We start from the raw sequence: 21,701 nt of genomic DNA, 5'->3' as shown, positions 1-21,701 counted from the left end.
GGCGCCCAGGGTGCGTTTCGTGTGGATTCGGGCGCGTGCGATCGTTCACGATCGCACGCGCATCCTTTGGGCCACCGCGCCCGTTTTGCGCGCTCCGGGTCAGGACGACACCAGCGGCACCGTCACCGACGTTCCTGCCGGGTCGAGCGCGAGCCCCGTGCCCGGTGCCGGTCGCAGCGTCGCCTCGTTGTCGCTCGACAGCACGACGAGGCCGAGCCTGTGACCCGCTTCGAGCGTGTAGTCGCGCGGCATGAACGTCAGCTTCAGGTCATACGGCATGCCCGGCAGCACCGGCGCCGAGATCCAGTCCGACACGCGGTTGCGCGGATCGGTCCATGCCCGCGAGACGATCGTCGCCGTGCCGTCCGGCGCGCGGTCGACCAGCAGCGCCGTCACGTTCGCGACGCCGGTGAAGGTCAGCCGCACGCGGGCGGTCGCGGAGCCGGACAGGCGCGTCGGGGTCGTGAACGGAGTCGTCTCGAAGCGGCTGCGATGCTCGCCGGTCGGCGCGTTCGCCAGCGTGAGCGCGGGAATCGACGCATCGTCGGTGAAGCGCGCGAGCGGGCCGCCGCTCGGCAGCCGCGACAGCGTGCCGGTGCCCGTGCCGTCGCCGCCCGCGAAATACGCGACCGGCGTGGCGCGCCGCGCGGCCCAGTCGGTTTCCTTCAGCAGCGTGCCGTCGGCCTGCGCGACCACCGCGCGCGGATCGCGTTCGACGCCGTTGTCGACGCCGATCAGGTAACGCGTGAACCAGCGGTTCACCTCGGCGGTCCACGCATCGGCCATCGCCGGCACGCGGGTCGGGTCGGTGTGCTTCAGGCGATGCAGCCACAGCTGCGTCGGCACGCCCTGACGCCGCATCGCGAGATACCACGACGTCGACTGGTCGACGCGCACGTTGTCGTCGGTCAACCCTTGCGCGACGAGTGCCGGCGCGACGGCGTGCTCGGTCGGGATGTCGCGCGCGGCCCAGAACGGCGAATAGTCGCCCGTCTTGCGGTCTTCCTGCTGCAGCGCTTCGTCGACCAGGTGCGTGCAGCGCTCCGGATGCGCATTCGTCAGCAGCGCCTTGATGTAGACGTCGACGTCCTCGCCCTGATAGCCCTCCGGCGCGCGCACGAGGCCGCCCGAGCGATAGTAGCCGTACATGTTCGACAACCCGGCGATCGGCACGATCGCATCGAGCCCGCGCGTGCGCAGGCTCGCGACCATCTTCGGCAGCGTGCCGTCGTACGACACGCCGTACATGCCGACGTGGCCCGTCGACCAGCTCGCGACGATTGCCTTGCCGCTCGCATCCTTCGCGGTCGCGTCGCGGCCGAGCCAGCGGATCACCGACGCCATCGCGACGGATTCGTCGCGCGTGAGGATCGTCGGGCAGCCGTCGGAGCCGGCGGTGCCGAGCGAGTCCGCATAGACGATGGTGAAGCCGCGCGGAATGAAGTAGCCCTCGATCCATGAACGGCCGGCGGCGGCCGCTTCGAGCTGCTGCAGCATCCGCACTTGCGGCGCGGCGGCCATGATCCGCGTGGACGCGCCGCCGGGGGCGACGGCCGTCGCAACGGGATGCGGCGAGCCGTCGAGCTCGACGTCGACATCGTGGTTCGGGCTGTCGGCAAGCCCCGCGTAGTACGGGCTCGCGAGCACGATGACCGGCGTGCGCGCGCCGTTGGCGGTTTCGGACGGACGCACGATGCGCACGTGAATGCGGTCGCGCGTGCCGTCGCCGTCGGAGTCGACCGGCGTGTCGATCCACGCGTTTTCCTCGATCGTGCCGCCGGACAGCGACGGCTGGACCTGGCCGTTGCTGATCACCGGTTTGTAGCGTCCGCCGCTCGCCGGGCTCGCGTACGGGACGCCGGACGGCGACACGCGCGCTGCGAGCGATTGAGCGCCGGCCGCCGATGCAGCGGCCTCGTCCTGTTGATTTTGCGCGAGCGCGGAGACGCCTGCCACGCTGCCGCCGTCGTCACCGCCGCACGCGGCGAGCGTCGCGGCCGCAACGAGCGCGGGTAGCCATGCGCTGCGCGATCCTCTGATATGAAATTGCATTGCCGACCTCGTTCTTTTGATTGTGTGGATACGACCGTTCCGCGATACGCCCCCTGCGGGCCGGGCCGATTACTGCATGCGACGAAGGGGAAACTGCACCATCGGGACAACGCCGGGCGTGATCCCGGCCGGAAAGCGGCGGCAGTGCATTGCAGTCATGCAGGACTACGAATCAAATGCGCGCATGCCACGCGTCCTTCCAGATGAAACGGAACGACATCATTCGATGAGACGGGGATGTTGCGAGCTGCGGTGCTGCGCTGCGAAAAAACACGACGCGACGCGCGTGCGGCGACGGAATGAAACGGATCGGCGGTTTCGGCCGCGCCGCGCATCGTGATGGCTTGCCGGTTCGCGTTTGCTTTCCGGAAGCTTGCGCAAAAGTTATCTCAGCGAAAACGGCGTGTCAAACTTTTTTAACCTCAGGTAAAAAAGTTTCGATGCGCATGCCGATGCGGCGCGCATAGTGCGATGACCTCGCGCATGTGCGGCGACGCGCTTGCCGTTGCTTCGCGCCCTGTCGCCCCAAGCAAAACGGGCGGTGACGAATCGCATTCGCCACCGCCCGCTCGCCGGATGCTCCCGGTCTTCCTTCCATTGATCAACGCCCGCGCGCGCCGTCACCCGTCATCCGCCTTCGCCTGCAGATCCTTCAACCCTTGAATCACGACCAGCAGTGCGCGCCCGTGCTCGTCGGAGCCGTCCCACGCGTCGACGATCGCGTCGCGCAGCAGGTCGTTGTAGCGGCGGCGCGCCGGGCCGGTATCGACGCCGTAGAAACTGCATAGCTTGTTGAATGGCGCGCTGCGCCGCAGCCGATGCCCGTTCGACAGCCGCAGCCGCGACACGGTCGGCTGGCTGACCCCGGAAAGTCGCGCAATTTCGCTGGACGAGCGCGTGTCCGCCATCAGACGGCGTAACAGGTCTTGTACAGGAAAATCGTGATCCGGGGCTTCCATGCGATGCATTATACCTATACAGTTACGGTTGTTGAATGGGCTTGCTGTCACCAGCGAGGCTGTATCCCGAGAAAGTTGATGACACTGAAACACCTCCCTCCCACGTTCTGCTGGACGAAGATCGGTACCGAGTCCGGCGAGGAACTGCCGACCGTCGTGCTCCGCAAGGAATGGGAGCGCCGGCTCGGAGGCGGCCGTTTTCTGTGGGGCATCAACCAGCCGCTCGGCAGCAGCGCGCAAGTCGCCGCGCATCGCACGGGCTCGCTGCTCGCGCTGTTCTCGCCGGTTGCGTCGCGTCCGCGGCCCGGCGAGCGCAAGCGCGAGGACGCGCTGCTGTGGAATGCCTGGGTCGACGCCAGCGGCCAGGTGCGGCCGCTGCCGCCGCACACGTTCATTGCAAGCCGCGCGACGCTGCCGTCGGGCCGGCGTCGCGAACAGCACTACGCGCTCGTCTGCGCATCGTCCACCGCGCTGACGGTCGGCACGCAACTGCGCGTGTGCCCCGATCACCTGCGCAGCGTGAGCACGGGCAAGCCGCTCGGCGTCGCGCAGGGCGCGGCCGTGGTCGACTGCATCGGGCGCGCGAAGGAACAGACCGGCAAGAGCTATCCGCTCGCGCTGTCGGTCGAACTCGAGGCACCGTATTTCGTGCGGCTCGCACAGCCGTGCGTGCTGAAGGCGCGCGATCTCGCCGAAGTGAACAAGGCGACGCGCGCCGGCGATTTCGACCGCTTCGTCGAACTGGTCGCGCGCTTGCGCGGCCGTTCGCCGACGGATGCCGTGCGCGGCGTCACGCGCGACCTGTTCGACGTGCCGCCGATCGAAACGGCGGCTGCCTACGTCGCGCCCACGCATGTCGCGCGGCTGCGCAGCCGGCCCGCGGCCGAGCATCCGGGCGAGCTCACCGGCGATCTGTTCGATCTGTCGCCCGGCGAAGCGGCCGCGTTCGGCGGTCTCGCGCATCCGCGCATCGGGCGCGCATGACGTTCGCGCCGCCGGTGCGCGGTGCGTGACGCAAGGCAGGGCAGATGAATGCGCGTGCAACGACGCGCATGCGTGTGGCGGCCATCTCGGCGCGCGCAAGAATTTGTTGCAATCTCGCCGTAGCGGATCGGCGGGTGCGGAGCGACAATCGCCACGAAGCGTGCCGCGCGGCGGCCGTGCATCGACAGGCTGCTTGCCGTCGTTCACGCCGCCGACATGCGCACCACGCACACTGGGCGTCGGCTTGCTTCACACAGCAACCCTGAGGGAGAAGTGTCGATGTCGACCCACACCTGTTCGCGGGAAGCCCGGGCCGCGCAACGCTTCGTCGAGGCGACGCGCAACGTCGACCAGGCGTTTCGCGCCGTGCGCGGCGAAAGCGACGACGACATCTCGTCGGCCGACTATGCACTTGCGATGTCGCGCCTCGATCGCGCGCTCGACGAACTGGCGCGCGCGCAGGAATTCTTCGATCGCGTGGTGGGCGCCGACGCCGCGCGCGGCAACTGAACAACTGAACTGAATTCGCGGCCTCTGCTTTTGCTTCGGCCGCGGTTGTCTGCCGTTTTTCGTTCTGATCGTTTCGCCGCGTCATGCGACGTTCGTCGGCGTGCCGACGTACCAGCATGCCGGACGACAACGTCCGGCATGTCAGTCGCTCATCCTCCGCCAACCGGCCATTACACCCGTCGCATCGTGCAGTCGGGCGGCGCGCACCCGGTTTCAGCAGACGAACATCAAACCTTCCGCCCTTCGACCGGATAACCGGGATCCGTGTACCCGTGTGTCGACGCATGTCCGGGCGGCACCAGCGAATCGACGAAGCGTTCGTCGTCGGGGCCGAGTTCGAGCGTCAACGCATCGATGTAGCTGTCCCAGTGCGCTTCGGTGCGCGGCCCGGCGATCGTCGAGCTGACGATCCGGTTCTTCATCACCCAGGCGAGCGCGAACGCGACCGACGTCGTGCCGCGCGCGGCCGCGTGCTCGGCCACCTGCTGCGCGATGTGCAGCGACTCGGGCCGCCATTCCGTCTGCTGGATGCGCCGGTCGCCACGGCCCGCGCGCGAATCGGCGGGCGGCTGCGCGCCGGGCGCGTATTTGCCGGTCAGCACGCCGCGCGCGAGCGGGCTGTACGGCACGACGCCGATGCCGTAATGCGCGGCCGCCGGCAACTGTTCGACCTCGGCCGTGCGATCGACGAGGTTGTACAACGGTTCGCTCGCCACCGGGCGATCGATGCCGAGCTGGTCGGCGAGGCGCACGATCTCGGCGATGCGCCAGCCCTTGAAGTTCGACAGCCCGACGTAGCGCACCTTGCCTTGCCGGATCAGGTCTGCCACCGCGCGCATCCCTTCTTCGAGCGGCGCATCGGTCAGCGTGCGGTGGAAATAGAGGATGTCGATGTAATCGGTGCCGAGCCGCTTCAGGCTCGCGTCGACCGATTCGTAGATCCATTTGCGCGACTGGCCCTGACGGTTCGGCCCCGCGTCCGGACCGGCCGGAAAGCCGAACTTCGTCGCGACGACCCAGCTGTCGCGATGCCGCGCGATCGCACGGCCGACGATTTGTTCCGAGCGTCCGGCGTGATAGACGTCGGCCGTGTCGATGAAGTTGATGCCCTGATCGAACGCCTTGTCGATGATGCGCGTCGACGTCGCTTCGTCGGTCTCGCCGCCGAACATCATCGCGCCGAGACACAGCGGCGACACTTTCAGCGCGCTGCGCCCGAGATAGCGGTAATCCATGGTGAAGCTCCATGCGGGCGAGCGCCCGCGTCGATTGAAGTCGGTTGAATGAGCGTGCGGTCCGGATGTGGCGCTCACACGCCTGCTTCGTCGAACACGCGCTTCGCGATCGGTAGCGCCGAGCTGGCGGTCGGCCAGCCCGAATAGAACGCGAGATGCGTGATCGCCTCGATCAGCTCGTCGCGCGTGATGCCGTTGTCGAGCGCCTTCTTCAGATGGAACGGCAGTTCGTTCACGCGATACAGCGCGACGAGGCTCGCGACCGTGATCAGGCTGCGATCGCGCGGCGACAGGCCGGGGCGCTGCCACACGTCGCCGAACAGCACGTTGTCGGTGTAGTCGGCGAGAGCCGGCGCGATTGCGCCGAAGGCCTGGCGCGCGGCGGAAGTCGGTTCGGACATCGAGGGCTCCGGAGGACGTGGAAGACATCGACGATGGTAGCCACCGACGCGCCTATCGATAATCCCCAGGAATGCGCATGCACTTATCGAACCGGTTCATGAATGGCCGGGATGGCGCAGCGCGTCGACGATCAGCGCGAAAGCCCGCGACGATTGCCGCCGGCTCGCGTAGTACAGGTGGTGGCCGGGAAAGGTGGGACACCAGTCGTCGAGCACGCTGACGAGCCTGCCGGTACCGACGTGCGGCGCGGCGAGTTCGGCCGGCACGTACGCAAGGCCGTAGCCTGCGAGCGCCGCGTCGAGCATTTCATAGGTGCCGTTGAACGTGACCTGGCCGTCGACGCGCACCTGCAGCGTGTCGTCGCCGCGCGCGAGTTCCCACGCGTACAGCGCGCCGTGCGTCGGCAGCCGCAGGTTGATGCAGTCGTGCGCGACGAGATCCTGCGGCTTCGCGGGGTGCTCGCGTTGCGCGAAATACGCGGGCGCGCCGACGATCGCCATTTTCAGGTCGGGCGAGATGCGCACCGCGATCATGTCCTTCGCGACCTGGTCTCCCAGTCGCACGCCGATGTCGAAGCGTTCCGCGACGATGTCGGACAGCCCGTAGTCGGTTACGAACTCGACCTTGAGGTCGCGGTAGTCGCGCAGGATCGGCGACAGCTTCGGCCACAGCAGCGTGCGGATCACGTAGTCGGTCGCGTTGATGCGCACGGTGCCGGCCGGTTTGTCGCGCAGTTCCGCGAGCGCCGACAGTTCGGCCTCGATTTCGTCGAAGCGCGGCGCGAGGTTGAGCAGCAGGCGCTCGCCGGCTTCTGTCGGCGCCACGCTGCGCGTCGTGCGCGTGAGCAGCCGCACACCGAGACGCGTCTCGAGCGAGCGGATCGTGTGGCCGAGTGCGGATTGCGACACGCCGAGCCGGGCGGCCGCGCGCGTGAAGCTGCGCTCGCGCGCGACGGCGATGAAGGCGAGCAGGTCCGCAAAGTTGTCGCGCGGCATGGAGGAAGTCGGGTGGTCGATGCCTGCGCATCCTACCATCGGGTCCGTCGCGCGCTGCGACGACCCACGGGCGCGGCAGCGCGATGCGCGTCAGGCTGCCCGCGTCACGCCGGCCGGATGGCGCGCGACACGGGTGGGCGGATCCTACGCGTAGCCGCCGTGCTGGAACGACGTCGCGAAGAACTGCATCTGGTAGCGGATCGCGTGCGCCCAGTAGTCCCACGTGTGACCGCCCGGACGCTCCGCATAGTCGTGCGGCACGCCGAGTGCGACGAGTCGTTGATGCAGCGTGCGGTTCGAGCTGACGAACGAGTCGTCGCGGCCGCAGTCGATCGTCAGGTCGAGATGCGCACGGACGAACGCGCGCGCGCTTTCGACGATCGCGTTGCGGTTCCAGAACGACGGATGGCGGACGGGATCGCCGAACACGTGGTCGATGCCGGGCTCGTCCTCGCAGCAGCGCGGATCGACCGCGCCGCTGATGCTGCCGACCGCGCCGAACGTGTCGGGCCGGTCGAGCGCGATGCGCAGCGCGCCGAAGCCGCCCATGCTGAGCCCGGTGATCGCACGTGCGCCCTTGGTCGCGATGGTTCTGAAGTGCATGTCGACATACGACACGACTTCGTCGCCGACGAAGGTTTCGTAGCGGCTGCCCGAGTCGAACGGGCTGTCGATGTACCAGCTTTCGTGTCCGCCGTCGGGCATCACCAGGATCACGTGATGGCGATCGGCCAGCGCGGCGATCCGCGTGTTCGCGGTCCAGTCGGTGTGGTCGCCGCCGGAGCCGTGCAGCAGGTAGACGACCGGAAAGCGCTCGACGGCGCGTTCAGGCCCGTGGCGCAGGCGCGCATAGTCGTCCGGCAGCACGACGGTCGCCTTCAGCGTCTCGTTCATCGCCGCGCTCGGGATCGCGACGACCCGCGTCTGAAAGGCGAGGGCCGGGCCCGCGACGGCGAGCAGCAGCAGTAGCCAGAACGTGCGGATCAGGTTCATGGAGCCTCGCATGTGTCGTTTCCGTTCGGCAGTCGGGCATCGGGAAAACCCTGTTTGGCGACTCTAGCAACCGTGCCTTTCAGCCAAATTTCGGCGAATCCTACGAGTTGTCAGGTGGCCGGCGCGCAGTCCGGCGGCCGCGCGCGTCAGCCGAGGCAGCGCGCCAGCGCCTCCCGGAACGCGGCGGGCCGCTCGGCCGGTATCAGGTGCCCGCAGCCGGCGATCGTCTCGAAGCCGGCGCAGCGCGCGAGCGCCCAGTCCGGCACGTGCCAGCCCGCGCGCGAGCGGTCGCCGGCGACGAGCCGCACCGGATGGCGCTCGAAAACTTCGGCCAGCAGCTGCAGATAGCCGGGTTCGCCCGTCGTCGCGACCACCGAGCGTCCCATCGCGCGCAGCGTCGACGCCGGCTGATGCGCGAGCCAGCGGCGCGCGTCGTCGAGCTGGCGCGGCGACGGTTCGTCGATCGCGCCGCGCAGCCAGCCGGATGGATCGCTGCGCAGGCCGTCGAGCATCGCGTCGGCTTGCGCGGGCGACATGCGGCCAACCGACGCCGACCAGAATGCGTCGTCGAGCGTGAAGTTGCCTTCGACGTTGACGATCCGGCGCACGCGCGCCGGGTGGGCATGGGCGAACAGCATCGCGATCGCGCCGCCGACCGAGTGACCGACGAGATCGACCGGCTGCGCGCCGTAGTGCGTGTCGACAGCCTGCCGCAGATGCTCGACCTGCGCGGCGAGCGTGATCGCGTCGAACGGCGTGTCGCGATGGACGCCGTAGCCGAGCAGGTCGGGGGCGAGATGCGGGCCGGGCCATGCGGGCACGTCGAACGTGCCGATGAAACCGTGGACGAAGACGACGGGCGGGGCGGGCTGGCTCATTGGGCGGTCGACGACGGAAGGGGCGGCAATTCGAGTTCGGCGAGCAGTTCGTCGAGTTCGAGCACGTGGGTGCGATCGTGGTCGAGCAGCTCGCGCACGAGTTCGTCGAGCGACATCCGGCGGATGCCGTCGCGCAGCCCGCAGCGCGCCAGTTCCGACGGTTGCAGCGCGGCGGCCGTCGCACACAGCGCGGCGCGCCCGGCGTGGAACGTGGCAAGCGCGTCGTCGAGCGGCTGTGCCAGGTAGTCGCGCTGCGCGGCGAGTGCCGTCCCGTCGACGGAGGCGATCACCGGCAGCTCGTGCGCGCGCACGACTTCGATGCGTTCGGCGAACACCGCGTCGAGGTCGCGCAGGTGGCATGCGTGCTCGACGAGCGAGAAACCCGTACCGGCCGGGCGGCGCGTGACGAGCATGGCGGGAAAGTGCGCGGCATACGCGGCGATCCGCGCAGGCATCGCGGCCAGCCTGGCGACGACGTCGGCGAACGGCAGCACCTGCGGAAATGCGCTGAATACCGCGCCGTAGCTGAACAGCGCGCCGCCGATCCGGCCGCGCGCCTGCACGACGTCATGCCCGTGGCGGCGCATCACGTCGGCGACCATCGCGCCGCAGAACTGCCGGGCCGTCGTATCGGCTTCGATTTCGGGGAATTTGTGCGCGATTTCGTGCTGGATCGCGCCGATCGCGGCGACGCCGACACGCGACAGCGCCGCGAATTCGACATAGCGCTCAGGCCGCGCGATCAGCGCTTCGAGTTGCGTGCCGAGCGGCGTCGCGCGAAAACGGTCGAAACGGGAATGCATGATGGAAAGCGTTTGTCGGTCCAGTAACGTGTCAAAACGATACGTTACTGGACCGACAGCGTCAACCGGCGCGCTTCGGGCAACGCGCTGCATTACTCCTTGCCGGTGCCCCGGGCTGCCTGTTCGATCAGCTTCGCGACTTCAGCGGGATGCGAGATGTAGGCGACATGGCTCGACTTGAGTTCGATCGTCCTGCTGCCGGCGCGTTGCGTCATGAAGCGTTCGAGCTCGGGGTTGATCGCGCGGTCCGCGGTGGCGACCACCGCCCAGCTCGGTTTCGTCCGCCATGCGGCGTGCGTGATCGGAACGCCGAACGACTGCGCGGCCGGCGTGACTTGCGAGATCGCCATGAATTTCGCTTGGGCGGCCGGCACGTCGGCCGCGAAGTCGGCATGGAACGACGCTTCGTCGAAATACAGATGGCCGTCTTCGGTGGCCTTGATCGCCTTTGTCGCGGGCGGCGTCTTCTTGGTCAGTTCGAGCGGGCTTTCGCCGGTGTCGGGCTGGAATGCTGCGACGTAGACGAGGCCCGCGACCTTGTCGTCGTTGCCGGCTTCGGTGATCACCGCGCCGCCGTAGCTATGGCCGACGAGGATGCTCGGGCCGTCCTGCGCGTCGACGACGCGCCGGGTTGCCTTCACGTCGTCGTCGAACGACGTTTCCGGCTGCTGCACGACGGAAACCTTGTAGCCGTCACGTGTCAGGATGTTCGAGACGGCTTGCCAGCCCGAGCCGTCGGCGAAGTAGCCATGAACCAGCACGACGTTCTTGACGGGGGCCGCGACGGCCGCATGCGAGCCGAGTGCGGCGGCGGTCAGGGCGAGTGCCGCGGCGATCTGGCGGACTTGGGAAAAGCGCTTCATTTTCATTCTCCAGAAGGAAGACAGGGTAGGAACCGTCGGATATCGACAGGCGTCTTGTTCCGTCGATGAAATCATCCTACTAGTAGGTAGTGTGATGTGCAAGAAGAAATCACGGCTGGAAAAGAGTATCTCAGGGAGGTAAACTATCCATGTTTTTCATCCGACTAGATGGTAGGCAAGATGACGGTATCAGGGGACAGTACGGCGGGGCGCATACTCGAAGCCGGGCGGCAACTGATCATGCGGCGCGGCTACAGCGGGTTCAGTTATGCCGACATCGCCGACGCGATCGACATCAGGAAGGCGAGCATTCACCACCACTTTCCGACGAAGGCGGATCTGGCGGTCGCCGTGCTGCAGCAGTCGCAGGCGAAATTCGATGCCGACATGGCGTTGCTCGACGCGAGCGGTGCCGACGCGCTGGTGCAGATGCGCGCATACATCGGCTACTGGGAACGCTGCATCGCGGACGACAGCGCGCCGTTCTGCGTCGCCGGCATGCTCGGCGCGGAGTTGCCGGCGCTGCCCGACGAAGTCGCGCGGGCGGTGAAGGCGCATTTCGACGACCTTGCGGCGTGGCTGGTGCGTGTGCTCGACACAGGGGTGAAAGACGGCGTCGTGCAGCCGGGCGTGTCGGTGCAGACCGAGGCCGCGACGTTCGTGTCGCTGGTCTATGGCGCGATGCTTGCCGCGCGGGCGTACGGCAATGCCGGGATGTTCAGGGACGTGACCGCTGGGGCGGTCGAGCGGCTCGCGGTGCCGCGCAATCGCGCGTGAGCCATGCACGCGTCGGCGGGTAGCGAAGGCGCCCGGCGGTCATGTGGAGTCGCCAGACGCCACACGGCTTACGTGCGCTTCCCGGCCTCGGCTTGCGCGCTCAGTGTCGCTTTCAGCGCCTGCAGTTCGGCCGTGAATGCCGGGCTGAAGTCCTCGGCTTCGAACAGCGGGCGGATTTCGATGTCGGAGTCGCCGCGCATCGGATTCGGGCAGCGCTTCACCCATTCGACCGCCTCTTCCATCGATTTCACTTGCCACAGCCAGAAGCCGGCGACGAGCTCCTTCGTTTCGGCGAACGGGCCGTCGATGACGGTGCGGTTCTTGCCGGCAAAGTGGACGCGCTTGCCGCGCATGCTCGGCTGCAAGCCGTCGGCGATCAGCAGGATGCCGGCCTTCGCCAGCTCCTCGTTGAAGCGGCCCATCGCAGCGAACATTTCAGGGTCGGGCATCCGGCCGGATTCGGAATCGGCGGTGGCCTTGACGATTACCAGGACGCGCATGGTCGTATCTCCTTGGGGTGGGTGGTCGGATGACCGTCCGCCGGAAGGCGAACGGGGCTTACGACATCAGGACGGCCGGCAAGCAGGGAAATCGACAACGGAGGTGAAAAAAAAGCGCCGAAGGGCAGGCTGGAACGGCGGGTGGCGCGGTGCCGGGGCGCGATCGACCCGAGACTTTCCGGGCGGGTCGCCGCGCACGGCTGCGAGGCGGCCCGCCCGGCGGGCAGGTCAGTGCGCTCCGTCAGTTCCCGGCCGGCGGCGCCTTCGGGCCGTCGCCGAGTTGCGCGCGCAGCCGCGCTTCCTGCTCCTGCAGCTCGGGCGTGAATTCCGCGCCGAAATCCTCGGGCGAGAACACCTGGCGGATCTCGATGTCCGATTCGATCGGCATCGGGTTCGGACAGCGCTTGACCCATTCGACGGCTTCTTCCATCGAGTCGACCTGCCACAGCCAGTAGCCGGCGATCAGTTCCTTGGTTTCGGCGAACGGGCCGTCGATGACGGTCCGGTCCTTGCCGGAGAAGTGCACGCGCTTGCCGCGCGAACTCGGGTGCAGCCCTTCGCCGGCCAGCATCACGCCGGCCTTCACGAGTTCCTCGTTGTACTGGCCCATCGCGGCCAGCAGTTCGGTATCGGGCATCGCGCCCGATTCGGAAATGGCCGTTGCCTTGACGATTACCATGACGCGCATCGTTGTGACTCCTTGAACGGGAAAGGGAAGATCCGCGACCGGCCGGCCGTGCGGACGGCAAATCGATCGGTTACGACACTACGACGCGCGACGATCGCGCGAATCGACATCGCGCGAAAAAAATCTCGATGCCCGATGACGCGGCGAGTCGCGCAAGCCGGTTGATTCCGGTACGGGTCGATCGTGCCGCGGCGCGCTGGAGCCGCCGGTCAAAACTGGTATGCTGGTCTGCATTACGTTCATGCGGAGGGCGCCATGGCAACGAAGGAAGTCTCGAAGAAAAAGTACCTGAAGATTCTGAACAAACGCCTGCGGGCAGAGCCGGATGCGCCGGCCGGCGCGTCGTTCGTGTTCTTTCCGCTCGGCGCGAAGGCCAAGCATGCGACGGGCGTCGTGGCCGGCGAGCCGCGCAGCAAGCGCGAACTCGCGGTGATGGCCGCGGTCCAGAGCAAGGCGTCCGCCGAATTCGTCGTGACCGGCGCCTGACCGGCGACGGGTGACGGGCTGCCGGCTGCCGCACGCGACAGCGCGTGCGCTATGCCGCGGCCGCGTCGCAATGCGCGATCACACCGGCGATCACGCGCGCAATGTCGTGCGTGATCGCCGGGCCGTGCATCGGCAGGATGATGTCGAGATCGAGCGCCTGGATGCGGCGCAGTGCGCTCGCCAGGTGCGCGAGCGACGGCAGGTAGTCCGAGCGCGTGATCGCGTCGAGGATCGCCGGCAGCGGGTCGTCGGTTTCCTCCCTGCCGAAGCGCATCAGGATGTCCGACGACAGCAGCGCCTTGTACGCCGGCAGGTACACGACGAGCGAATCCCACTGATGCACGTGTTTCGTGAAGACCGGCACGACGTCGATGCCCGACAGCGTCCTCGGTTCACCGTCCGTCAGCGGAACCGCATGTACGCCGAATACGTCGGCAAGCCCCCAGGTACACATCGGATGCCCGTACGCGACGAGCGCCGGGTTGGCCGCGAGGAAGTCGGGCAGCGCGCCCATTTCGTCGGCCTCGAAGTGCGGGACGATCACGCTGCTGACCATCGACGGCGCGATGCCGATGGTGTTGAGTGCCGCGCTCAGTTGGGTGAAATTGGAACGGGTGCCCGTTTCGACGCACAGCACGTCGCCGTGCGGCGATCGTACGAAGAACTGGCTGAAGCTCAGGTTCAGCGTTTCGACGTAGGACGTGGCGCGAAACAGGCCGTCGCGGACGACGTCGATTCGGGAGGCGCTCATCGGGGATCCTCGCGCAGGGAAGGGAGCCGGGCCGTCCGCGCGTCGCGGGTTGCGGCGCGGCAGACGGCAGCAGTCGATCTTCCGATCCAGTCTAGCAGCGCGGCTCCGAATCCGCGAACCGCGGCGCCCCCTTGGCCGAGCCGCGTCAGTTCTTCAGCTTGTAGCCGGTGCGGAACATCCACGCGACGACTGCAAGCAGGATCGCGAGGAACAGCGAGGTCGCCGCGAGGCTGATCCCCACGTGCACGTCGGCCAGCCCGTAGAACGACCAGCGGAAGCCGCTGATCAGATAGACGATCGGGTTGAACAGCGTGACGATGCGCCACGCGGGCGGCAGCATGTCGACCGAATAGAAGCTGCCGCCGAGGAACGTGAGCGGCGTGATGATCAGGAGCGGCACGAGCTGCAGCTTCTCGAAGCTGTCGGCCCAGATGCCGATCACGAAGCCGAACAGGCTGAAGGTGATCGACGTCAGCACGAGGAACAGCACCATCCAGAACGGATGCAGGATGTGCAGCGGCACGAACAGGCCGGCCGTCGCGAGGATGATCAGCCCGAGCAGCAGCGACTTCGATGCGGCCGCACCCACATAGGCGATCACGATCTCCCAGTACGACACGGGCGCGGACAGGATCTCGTAGATCGTGCCCGTGAAGCGCGGGAAGTAGATGCCGAACGACGCGTTCGAGATGCTCTGCGACAGCAGCGACAGCATCACGAGGCCCGGCACGATGAACGACCCGTAGCCGATGCCGTTCACGTCGCTGATGCGCGAGCCGATCGCCGAGCCGAACACGACGAAGTACAGCGACGTCGAGATCACCGGCGCGATGATGCTCTGCATCAGCGTGCGGCGCGTGCGGGCCATTTCGGCGCGGTAGATCGCGCGGATGCCGTGGAAATTCCAGTTCGCCATGTGCGTTAGGCCCCTTGTGCGCCGTTGCGGCGGTTGTCGATCAGGCTGACGAAAATGTCCTCGAGCGAGCTCTGCGTCGTATGCAGGTCGCGAAAGCCGATGCCGGCCGAGCCGAGCGCGTTGATCAGCGTCGCGATGCTCGCGTCGTCGCGCTGCGAGTCGTAGGTGTAGACGAGCGCGTTGCCGTCGTCCGCGCGTTCGAGCCCGAACGCGGCGAGATCGGCCGGCACGGTCGCGAGCGGATGCTCGAGCTGCACGGTCAGCTGCTTCTTGCCGAGCTTGCGCATCAGCTCGCGCTTCTCTTCGACGAGCACGAGCTCGCCGCCGAGGATGATGCCGATCCGGTCGGCCATTTCCTCGGCTTCCTCGATGTAGTGCGTGGTCAGCAGGATCGTCACGCCGCTTTCGCGCAGCGAGTCGACCAGCTTCCACATGTCGCGGCGCAACTCGACGTCGACGCCGGCCGTCGGCTCGTCGAGGAACAGGATGCGCGGCTCGTGCGACAGCGCCTTCGCGATCATCACGCGGCGCTTCATGCCGCCCGACAGCGTCATCAGCTTGTTGTCGCGCTTGTCCCACAGCGACAGCGCCTTCAGCGTCTTCTCGATGTACGCGGGATCGGGCGCCTTGCCGAACAGGCCGCGGCTGAACGATACCGTCGCCCAGACGGTTTCGAACGCGTCGGTGGTCAGCTCCTGCGGCACGAGGCCGATCATTTCGCGGGCGGCGCGGTACTGGTCGCGGATGTCGTGACCGCCGACCGTCACGCGGCCTTCGGTCGGCGTGACGATGCCGCAGATCGAGCCGATCAGCGTGGTCTTGCCCGCGCCGTTCGGGCCCAGCAGCGCGAAGATCTCGCCGGGGCGGATGTCGAGGGTCACGTGCTTCAGCGCCTGGAAGCCGGACGCGTATGTCTTGGAGAGGTCGGAGACGGAAAGGATCGGTTGCATGCTCACGGATGGCACGGCCGGTCGGTCCGACGCTGCGCGCCGCGCGTGCCCGGAGCCGCCGCGGCGAAGCGGCGGGGCGGGGGCGGCATGGCGAACGGGCGTCATGTCGAACGGCGTTGTGGTGCGGGATCGCAGGACCGCCATATTAGCAATCGGAAGATGGAAATGCATTTCAACGGCAAGGACATGCGATGCCGGTGCGGGATTTGCGTGAAATGCGCGCGTTTGATTCAATAAAGCGACGCTTTATTGGAATCGAGTGAACAATGCGCGCGGTTTTCGGGCAATTGGATGACGCTCGCGCGAGCGCGTGGCGGCCGGCACCACTGTGCTGCCCGGTCGACGCCGCGCCGTACCGGGACGGCGTGCGCCGCGCTCGCGATAATGCGTTCCTCTCACGTCCCAGGAGCGGTGCGCATGTCTTTGATCGATTTCAAGTCCGTCGCGGCGGCCCAGGCCGTCGCATGGCAATCCACGATCGTCGGCGAAGTCGGCCCGGCCCGGATCAAGGTGCTGCGCATGGACGCGCAGCCGTACGAAGCGGAAGTGCACGATTACAACGAGGGGCTTCTGGTGCTCGACGGCAGGCTGATGCTCGAGGTCGACGCGCAGACGGTCGTTGTCGAGGCCGGACAGATGTATCTCGCGGTCGCCGGCACGCGTCACGCGGTGCTGCCGGGCAGCCACGGCACGCTTGCGATCATCGACGTGTGAGCGTGCGCCCTCGTGCGTGAGGCCCGCCTGAGGCCCGCACGCCGGGCCTCGCGTGGGTCGGGCGCCCTCGTTCGAACGCGCGTTGTACAGCCCCGGTATTTGTCTGAGCAAATAAAATGAAGGCCGTTTGAAAAATTGTCAAACGCCCTGCTCGCACTAGGCGCGCGCGGTTCGGCGCGTTTGGAACTCTGCATCCATTTACTTGTGCGTATCGTCCGATCATAGTCTCGACCAACGACGCATCACGATAACGAATCAAGCGTACGTATGGAGACCACACCATGAGACGCCTTTCCGAGGGGCCGGCCGGACGGCCGTTTTGCTGCTTTTCGCCGGATGCGGGCGCGACGCGAGTCGCGTGCCTGCGTCATCACATCGCGTTGCCGCTGTAGCGACGCTCCACTTCCCGTTTCGATTGCTCCGACGGTGCCGTGCCGCATGACGGCGCCGCCGGAGAGCGCTTGCCTGCCGCGGCGGTCCTGATCACGTTTGCCCGACCGGCAACGCGGCGCGCATTGCGCGCATCGTCATGCGCCGCGCGCCGTCGCGCCGTCGCGGCGGCACGATACCAACCGGCGGGCCACGCAGCCCGTCCGGACGAGACTTGTCGTACCTCAAAAGGAGGGGTTGATGCTTTGCATTCCTGAATGGCGGAAGGCGATCCTGTCGTGCGCCGTGCTGGCGCTGCCGTTCGTCGCCGGTTGCGGCGGCGGCGACGATCCGGGCCCGATCAACGTGCCGCAGTGCTCGGGCAGCGCATGCGGGCCGAGCGGCGCCGAGACCACACCGCCCTCCGTGAAGAAGCTGTGTCCGGATTCGCTCGACTACACGACGACCTACACGGGCGGCGCCGGCAGCGGCGAATACGTGAAGGTGAAGTTCGACACGACGAAGCTGACGTATCAGATGCAGTTCATCGAGTCGTCGGTGCCGACGTCGGCGGGGCAGGTCAACGACACGCGTGCGGGCCTGACGATCAGCGGCGCGTTTCACCATCCGGCCAATCTGCCGACCGCCGAGCAGAACCGCTGCGCGTTCGTGCTCGACAGCGGCGCGACGAGCGACGGCGCGTATGCGGTGACGATCAATCGCGCGGACCCGCCGATGCTGTTCGTCGGCAACGGGGTGGTCGGCGGCGGGATTCCGGGCGCGACGATCGCGTTCGCCGGTCTCGAGCCGTTCCCGGGCGTCGTGCTCGGCACCGTGCCGTCGCGCACCTTCGATTTCTATCCGTTCATCGGCTTCACCGACACCGAAACCGACTTCTCGAAGGTCGCCGGCAACTACAACGAACTCGGCATCCACCTGTCGCCGGTCGGCGGCAGCGCGCAGAGCAGCACGGGCGCCGTCGGCTGGCAACCCGATGTCGTCAACTGGAACCAGACGTTCAATGCCGACGGCTCGTGCACCGTCACGGCGGGCAGCGACTACTCCTGCCAGACCACCGGGACGCCGTGGGCGTTGCGCAAGAATACGGACGGTTCGTCCGACAACGTGTTCGTGAGCCACCCGGTGGCGAAGGCGGGCGGAAACCTCATCTATCCGTTCGCGGGGCAGGGCTCGGCAATCGTCATCGTCGCACCGAGTCAGGCGAAGGGCATCATGATCGTCGGCAAGCTGAACGGCGTGCTGGTGCCGATCGTGATTCGCGTGGGCTACACGCATATCGACGCGAGCAACCTGCTGGCATCGGTGGCCGATGCCGAGGTGGGGATCTCGATGCTGTCGCGGACCACGGCCGTCGGCGCGAATTCGCTGAAAGGCGGGTTCATCGGCGCAACGAGCGCGTCCGCATGCGGCGTCGTGGCACCCAGCACCGCGACGTTCGCGATCGCGACGTCGGGGCCGAGCTTCAACAACAACGTCCCGCATCCGGATCTGCCCGGCACCTTCGACGGCACTTTCTTCCTGGCGCAGGCCGGCAGCTGCAACGACGGCACCGCCGTGTCGACGATGGCCGCGAACTATACGTCGACGCTGTTCCAGGGCGCCACCGCGGCGTTCATCGATCCGCAGACGTCGTCGGTCACGTCGCAGTTCGCGCTCGACTACACGCAGGTGACGCCCGGCAAGATCAAGGTCACGGCCTCGCAGGACTTCGACGCGAAGGGGGCGAACGGCAACGTGGCGATCTTCGGCAAGGGCGACACGGGCTGGCTCGTGACGGCCGGCAACGTCTACGCGATGGTCGTCAACAACAGCAAGGTCAATCCGTTCTTCACGGTCGGCGCGTTCGTCCAGTAACCGCGGACTGAACCCGGAACACCGGCGGCGCACGCGTCGCCGCCGGCGAATTGAAATTCAAGAGGATTCCTATGAATGTGAAGAATTGGATGGCCGCGGCGTCGCTCGCGCCCGTGCTGGTCGCGTGCGGCGGCGACGGCGACCCGCCGCACGCACCGGTGGTCCGGCTGTGCCCGCAGGCCATCGACTACGGCACGGTGTTCGTCGGCGGCTCCGGCTCGGGCGAACTCGTGAAGGTGCAGCTCGACACGACGAAGATGACGTACCGGATGACCTACCTCGCATCGCCGGTGCCGACCGCCACCGGCACCGTGCAACCGACGCGCGACACCGCGCCGGCCAACGTCGTCGACGGCACGCTGGCCGACGAAACGGGCCTGCCGACCGTGAAGCTGAACCAGTGCACGTTCCGGATGCAGAACGCGAGCCTCGACCCGAGCCGTCCGGCGCGCCTGTTCCTCGGCGAAGGTGTGCTCGGCGGCGCGATTCCCGGCGCGACGATCCAGTTCGACGGCGTGATCGGTGTCGGCAGGATTCCGAAGACGACGTTCCCGTACTACCCGTTCATCAGCTTCTCGTCGCTCGAAACCGATCTGTCGAAGATCGCCGGCACGTACAACCAGCTCGGCTACCACCAGGTGCCGTCGCAGAACTTCCAGCCGGTGGCGCTCGACCAACAGGTGACGATCCACGCGGACGGCAGCTATGTCGAGACCGACAACTTCGGCAAGAAGAACGGCGGTCAGCCGCTCGCGTCGAGCGCGACCGTGAACCAGCCCTTCACGCTGCGCGCGGACGCCCCGGCGTTCCAGTCGCTGAACTACCAGCCGCAGATTGCGCCGACGCTCGCCGCGCTCGATCCGGCGAAGGCCGGCAAGGGGATCCTGATCGTCGGCAAGCTGCGCAACCAGCTCGTGCCGGTTTTCATCCGCACGGGCGCCGCGAACGCGGACCTGACGCAGGGCCCGCCGAGCGCCGACGACGAGTCGGGCATCTCGTTCCTGAGCCCGCAGGCGGCGATCGCGCAGGGCTCGCAGAACGGCGAGTACACGGGCGTCGACAGCGCGTTCAACTATCGCGCGACCGCGCTCGTCGGTGCGCAGGCGACGCTGCTCGATCCGTTCAACGCATCGCAGGCCGCGCTCACGCGTGCGCTGGACCTCGATTACACGCAGAAGGTGCCGGGCGTCGTGACGACCGTGCACGCGGACGCGGCGTCGGGGCCGGCGACCGGCAAGTTCGTGTTCACCGGCGGCGTGTTCGGGTTCCTCGACATGGCCGATACGCGCAATCCGTACTTCACGGTCGGTGCGTTCGTGCAGTAACCGCGCATGGATGGAGACACGGCGGTGCCGCGCGCAACGGCGCGGTGCCCGGACGAAACGAGGGGAGACTTGATGAAGAAGCTGATTGTCGCGGGTGTCGTCGCAGGCGTGTCGACGCTCGCATCGGCCCAGCAGGCGGGCGACAACGTCGCGACGCTGGGCTGGTTGCACATCATGCCGCAGGATTCGACCAACGGGCTGACGACGAATCTCGCGAGCATGCCGATCAACGGGCCGCTGCGGCTGCCCGGTTCGTTCACGTCGCCGGGCACGAGCCTGACGGTCAACAACGCCGATACGGTCGGCCTCACGCTCACGCACTTCTTCACCGACCACATCGCGGTGACGTCGGTGCTCGGCGTGCCGCCCGAGTTCACGCTGACCGGGCACGGCGTGATCAGGCCGCCCGGTCCGGCCGGTTCGCTCGGCAACGTCGACATGGACAAGCCGGCGAACCAGCCGGCCGTGAAGAACGCACGGCAATGGAGCCCGACGATCATTCTGCAGTACTACTTCAATGCACCGACCGCGAAGTTCCGTCCGTTCGTCGGGATCGGCGTGGCCTACAGCTGGTTCAGCAACATCGAACTGAACGGCAACTTCGCGAAGGACATCAACGAGAACCTCGGCAGCGTGCTCGCGGCCGGCGCCGGCAAGCCGGGGCCGACGTCGGTGGAGGGCAAGGCGTCGTCGTCGTTCACGCCGGTCTACAACGTCGGCGCGAGCTATGCGATCGACAAGCACTGGGGGCTCACGGCGACGCTGACCTACATGCCGCTGAAGACTTACTCGTCGCTCGTGATCAAGGCCGCCGACGGTTCGACGCTCGCGACCACGCGCACGCGGCTGAAGGCGGACCCGCTGATCACGTTCGTCGGTGTTTCCTACAGGTTCTGAGCCGTCCGGCGTGCATCGCGCACGCCGGCGGCTTCCTGCGACCGCGCGGCCGGGCGAATCCGGCCGGCGTGTCGCGTTCCTGGCGGCGTGCCGCCAATTGTGAAGAGAGAGGGGGCAGTTCAAATGAGCATTCGCAAACTCGTATCGCTTGTTGCTGCAGTGGCATTCACCGTGGTTTCGGCCGCGCCTGCTTTCGCCGTGACCGTTTCGCGCGTCGACGGGCACGCGATGAACCCGAACGGGGAACCGTTCTCCGCGACGGGCCTCACGGTCCTGGCCAAGGGGGCGATCAACGCGAGCTGCAACGCGACGTTCAACGGCACGATCAGCTCGACGGGCATCGTCAACATCACGTCGACGACGTTCGCGGGCGGCGCGACGTGCGGCCTGATCAGCGGCAGCGCGACCAGCGCGGCACCGTGGACGGGGCAGGCCGACAGCGCGACGCAACTGACGATCAACAACGCGAAGGTGACCGTGACGCTGCTCGGTACCTGCGGGCCGAGCAAGATCGTGACGACGTGGAGCGATCCGAACTCGTCGCTGACGTTCAACAACGCAGTGCTGACGCCGGACTGCACGGTCAGCGGCACGGTTGCCACGTCGCCGAAGTTCCACGTGCAGTAAGCGGCACCTGATCGAGGCCGGACGCCCGCCATGGACGAGGGCCGTGCAGGGATGCGCGGCGGGCGTTCCGGTTTCGCGATGCATCCGCGTCGTCGCGCGTAGCGGCGCGACGGCCGGCGGGCCGCCTGCCTCGCGATCCGAGGCGGGCGGCC

The 21,701-nt window shown here is 67.3% G+C and carries 23 protein-coding genes; 9 read left to right on the top strand and 14 right to left on the bottom strand.

Going from position 1 to position 21,701, the window contains the following annotated elements; genetic code table 11:
* Positions 1-99 precede the first annotated feature (99 nt).
* On the bottom strand, positions 100-2,052 hold the full coding sequence (locus DIE02_RS06940; protein WP_124485116.1) for a Xaa-Pro dipeptidyl-peptidase: 1,953 nt from the start codon (positions 2,050-2,052) through the stop codon (positions 100-102).
* A 620-nt stretch (positions 2,053-2,672) separates the two neighbouring features.
* A complete protein-coding gene (locus DIE02_RS06935; protein WP_044844401.1) occupies positions 2,673-3,011 on the bottom strand; it encodes a helix-turn-helix transcriptional regulator in 339 nt (112 codons plus the stop codon).
* Between the two features lie 78 nt (positions 3,012-3,089).
* On the opposite strand from DIE02_RS06935, the gene DIE02_RS06930 reads away from it, so the two are divergent.
* Together DIE02_RS06930 and DIE02_RS06920 are read left to right on the top strand one after the other, a co-directional pair.
* Entirely contained in the window at positions 3,090-3,995 is a 906-nt protein-coding gene (locus DIE02_RS06930; protein ID WP_124485117.1) for a hypothetical protein, read from the top strand.
* A 279-nt stretch (positions 3,996-4,274) separates the two neighbouring features.
* A complete protein-coding gene (locus DIE02_RS06920; protein WP_124485119.1) occupies positions 4,275-4,505 on the top strand; it encodes a hypothetical protein in 231 nt (76 codons plus the stop codon).
* A gap of 227 nt (positions 4,506-4,732) precedes the next feature.
* Here the strand turns inward: DIE02_RS06920 and DIE02_RS06915 are convergent, their stop codons facing one another.
* The 7 genes from DIE02_RS06915 to DIE02_RS06885 all read right to left on the bottom strand — a co-directional run bounded on the left by DIE02_RS06915 (position 4,733) and on the right by DIE02_RS06885 (position 10,674).
* Positions 4,733-5,740 (bottom strand): aldo/keto reductase, encoded by a 1,008-nt coding sequence (locus DIE02_RS06915; RefSeq protein ID WP_124485120.1) that lies wholly within the window; start codon positions 5,738-5,740, stop codon positions 4,733-4,735.
* 74 nt (positions 5,741-5,814) lie between these two features.
* A complete protein-coding gene (locus DIE02_RS06910; protein ID WP_059466882.1) occupies positions 5,815-6,141 on the bottom strand; it encodes a carboxymuconolactone decarboxylase family protein in 327 nt (108 codons plus the stop codon).
* A 96-nt stretch (positions 6,142-6,237) separates the two neighbouring features.
* Positions 6,238-7,137, bottom strand: a complete 900-nt coding sequence (locus DIE02_RS06905; protein ID WP_124528852.1) for a LysR family transcriptional regulator — start codon at positions 7,135-7,137, stop codon at positions 6,238-6,240.
* A 144-nt stretch (positions 7,138-7,281) separates the two neighbouring features.
* On the bottom strand, positions 7,282-8,130 hold the full coding sequence (locus DIE02_RS06900) for an alpha/beta hydrolase family protein (RefSeq protein WP_185500329.1): 849 nt from the start codon (positions 8,128-8,130) through the stop codon (positions 7,282-7,284).
* A 146-nt stretch (positions 8,131-8,276) separates the two neighbouring features.
* On the bottom strand, positions 8,277-9,008 hold the full coding sequence (locus tag DIE02_RS06895) for an alpha/beta fold hydrolase (protein WP_124485123.1): 732 nt from the start codon (positions 9,006-9,008) through the stop codon (positions 8,277-8,279).
* Entirely contained in the window at positions 9,005-9,811 is an 807-nt protein-coding gene (locus DIE02_RS06890; protein ID WP_124485124.1) for a DinB family protein, read from the bottom strand. Before DIE02_RS06890 ends, DIE02_RS06895 begins: the two co-directional genes overlap by 4 nt.
* Before the next feature lie 92 nt (positions 9,812-9,903).
* Positions 9,904-10,674, bottom strand: coding sequence for an alpha/beta hydrolase (locus DIE02_RS06885; RefSeq protein ID WP_124485125.1), 771 nt, complete (start codon positions 10,672-10,674; stop codon positions 9,904-9,906).
* 180 nt (positions 10,675-10,854) lie between these two features.
* On the opposite strand from DIE02_RS06885, the gene DIE02_RS06880 reads away from it, so the two are divergent.
* Complete coding sequence (locus DIE02_RS06880) at positions 10,855-11,451, top strand: TetR/AcrR family transcriptional regulator (protein WP_124485126.1); 597 nt, start codon at positions 10,855-10,857, stop codon at positions 11,449-11,451.
* A 68-nt stretch (positions 11,452-11,519) separates the two neighbouring features.
* Here DIE02_RS06880 and DIE02_RS06875 read toward each other — a convergent pair whose 3' ends face one another.
* Positions 11,520-11,951, bottom strand: coding sequence for a YciI family protein (locus DIE02_RS06875; RefSeq protein ID WP_044844390.1), 432 nt, complete (start codon positions 11,949-11,951; stop codon positions 11,520-11,522).
* 241 nt (positions 11,952-12,192) lie between these two features.
* Positions 12,193-12,639 (bottom strand): YciI family protein, encoded by a 447-nt coding sequence (locus DIE02_RS06870; RefSeq protein ID WP_124485127.1) that lies wholly within the window; start codon positions 12,637-12,639, stop codon positions 12,193-12,195.
* Between the two features lie 255 nt (positions 12,640-12,894).
* Between DIE02_RS06870 and DIE02_RS06865 the strand changes: the two genes are divergently transcribed.
* Positions 12,895-13,125 (top strand): hypothetical protein, encoded by a 231-nt coding sequence (locus tag DIE02_RS06865; RefSeq protein WP_044844388.1) that lies wholly within the window; start codon positions 12,895-12,897, stop codon positions 13,123-13,125.
* 49 nt (positions 13,126-13,174) lie between these two features.
* Here DIE02_RS06865 and DIE02_RS06860 read toward each other — a convergent pair whose 3' ends face one another.
* The 3 genes from DIE02_RS06860 to DIE02_RS06850 form a co-directional block, all read right to left on the bottom strand.
* A complete protein-coding gene (locus DIE02_RS06860; protein ID WP_124485128.1) occupies positions 13,175-13,876 on the bottom strand; it encodes an MBL fold metallo-hydrolase in 702 nt (233 codons plus the stop codon).
* A 145-nt stretch (positions 13,877-14,021) separates the two neighbouring features.
* Complete coding sequence (locus tag DIE02_RS06855; protein ID WP_124485129.1) at positions 14,022-14,792, bottom strand: ABC transporter permease; 771 nt, start codon at positions 14,790-14,792, stop codon at positions 14,022-14,024.
* A 5-nt stretch (positions 14,793-14,797) separates the two neighbouring features.
* Positions 14,798-15,742 (bottom strand): ABC transporter ATP-binding protein, encoded by a 945-nt coding sequence (locus DIE02_RS06850; RefSeq protein WP_124485130.1) that lies wholly within the window; start codon positions 15,740-15,742, stop codon positions 14,798-14,800.
* A 417-nt stretch (positions 15,743-16,159) separates the two neighbouring features.
* Between DIE02_RS06850 and DIE02_RS06840 the strand changes: the two genes are divergently transcribed.
* From DIE02_RS06840 to DIE02_RS06820, 5 genes are all read left to right on the top strand, one after another.
* Positions 16,160-16,456 (top strand): cupin domain-containing protein, encoded by a 297-nt coding sequence (locus DIE02_RS06840; RefSeq protein WP_044844384.1) that lies wholly within the window; start codon positions 16,160-16,162, stop codon positions 16,454-16,456.
* A gap of 630 nt (positions 16,457-17,086) precedes the next feature.
* On the top strand, positions 17,087-18,700 hold the full coding sequence (locus DIE02_RS06835) for a DUF2957 domain-containing protein (protein WP_124485131.1): 1,614 nt from the start codon (positions 17,087-17,089) through the stop codon (positions 18,698-18,700).
* Positions 18,701-18,771: 71 nt separating this feature from the next.
* Positions 18,772-20,025 carry a DUF2957 domain-containing protein gene (locus tag DIE02_RS06830; RefSeq protein ID WP_124485132.1) on the top strand — a complete coding sequence of 418 codons (1,254 nt, stop codon included), beginning with the start codon at positions 18,772-18,774 and terminating at the stop codon, positions 20,023-20,025.
* Positions 20,026-20,097: 72 nt separating this feature from the next.
* On the top strand, positions 20,098-20,922 hold the full coding sequence (locus DIE02_RS06825) for an OmpW family protein (protein WP_124485133.1): 825 nt from the start codon (positions 20,098-20,100) through the stop codon (positions 20,920-20,922).
* Positions 20,923-21,045: 123 nt separating this feature from the next.
* Entirely contained in the window at positions 21,046-21,549 is a 504-nt protein-coding gene (locus DIE02_RS06820) for an activator protein (RefSeq protein WP_124485134.1), read from the top strand.
* Positions 21,550-21,701 lie beyond the last annotated feature (152 nt).

The organism is Burkholderia sp. Bp8991 (genome assembly GCF_003853795.1).
GTDB lineage: Bacteria > Pseudomonadota > Gammaproteobacteria > Burkholderiales > Burkholderiaceae > Burkholderia.
This window is presented reverse-complemented; position numbering and strand designations above follow the sequence as displayed.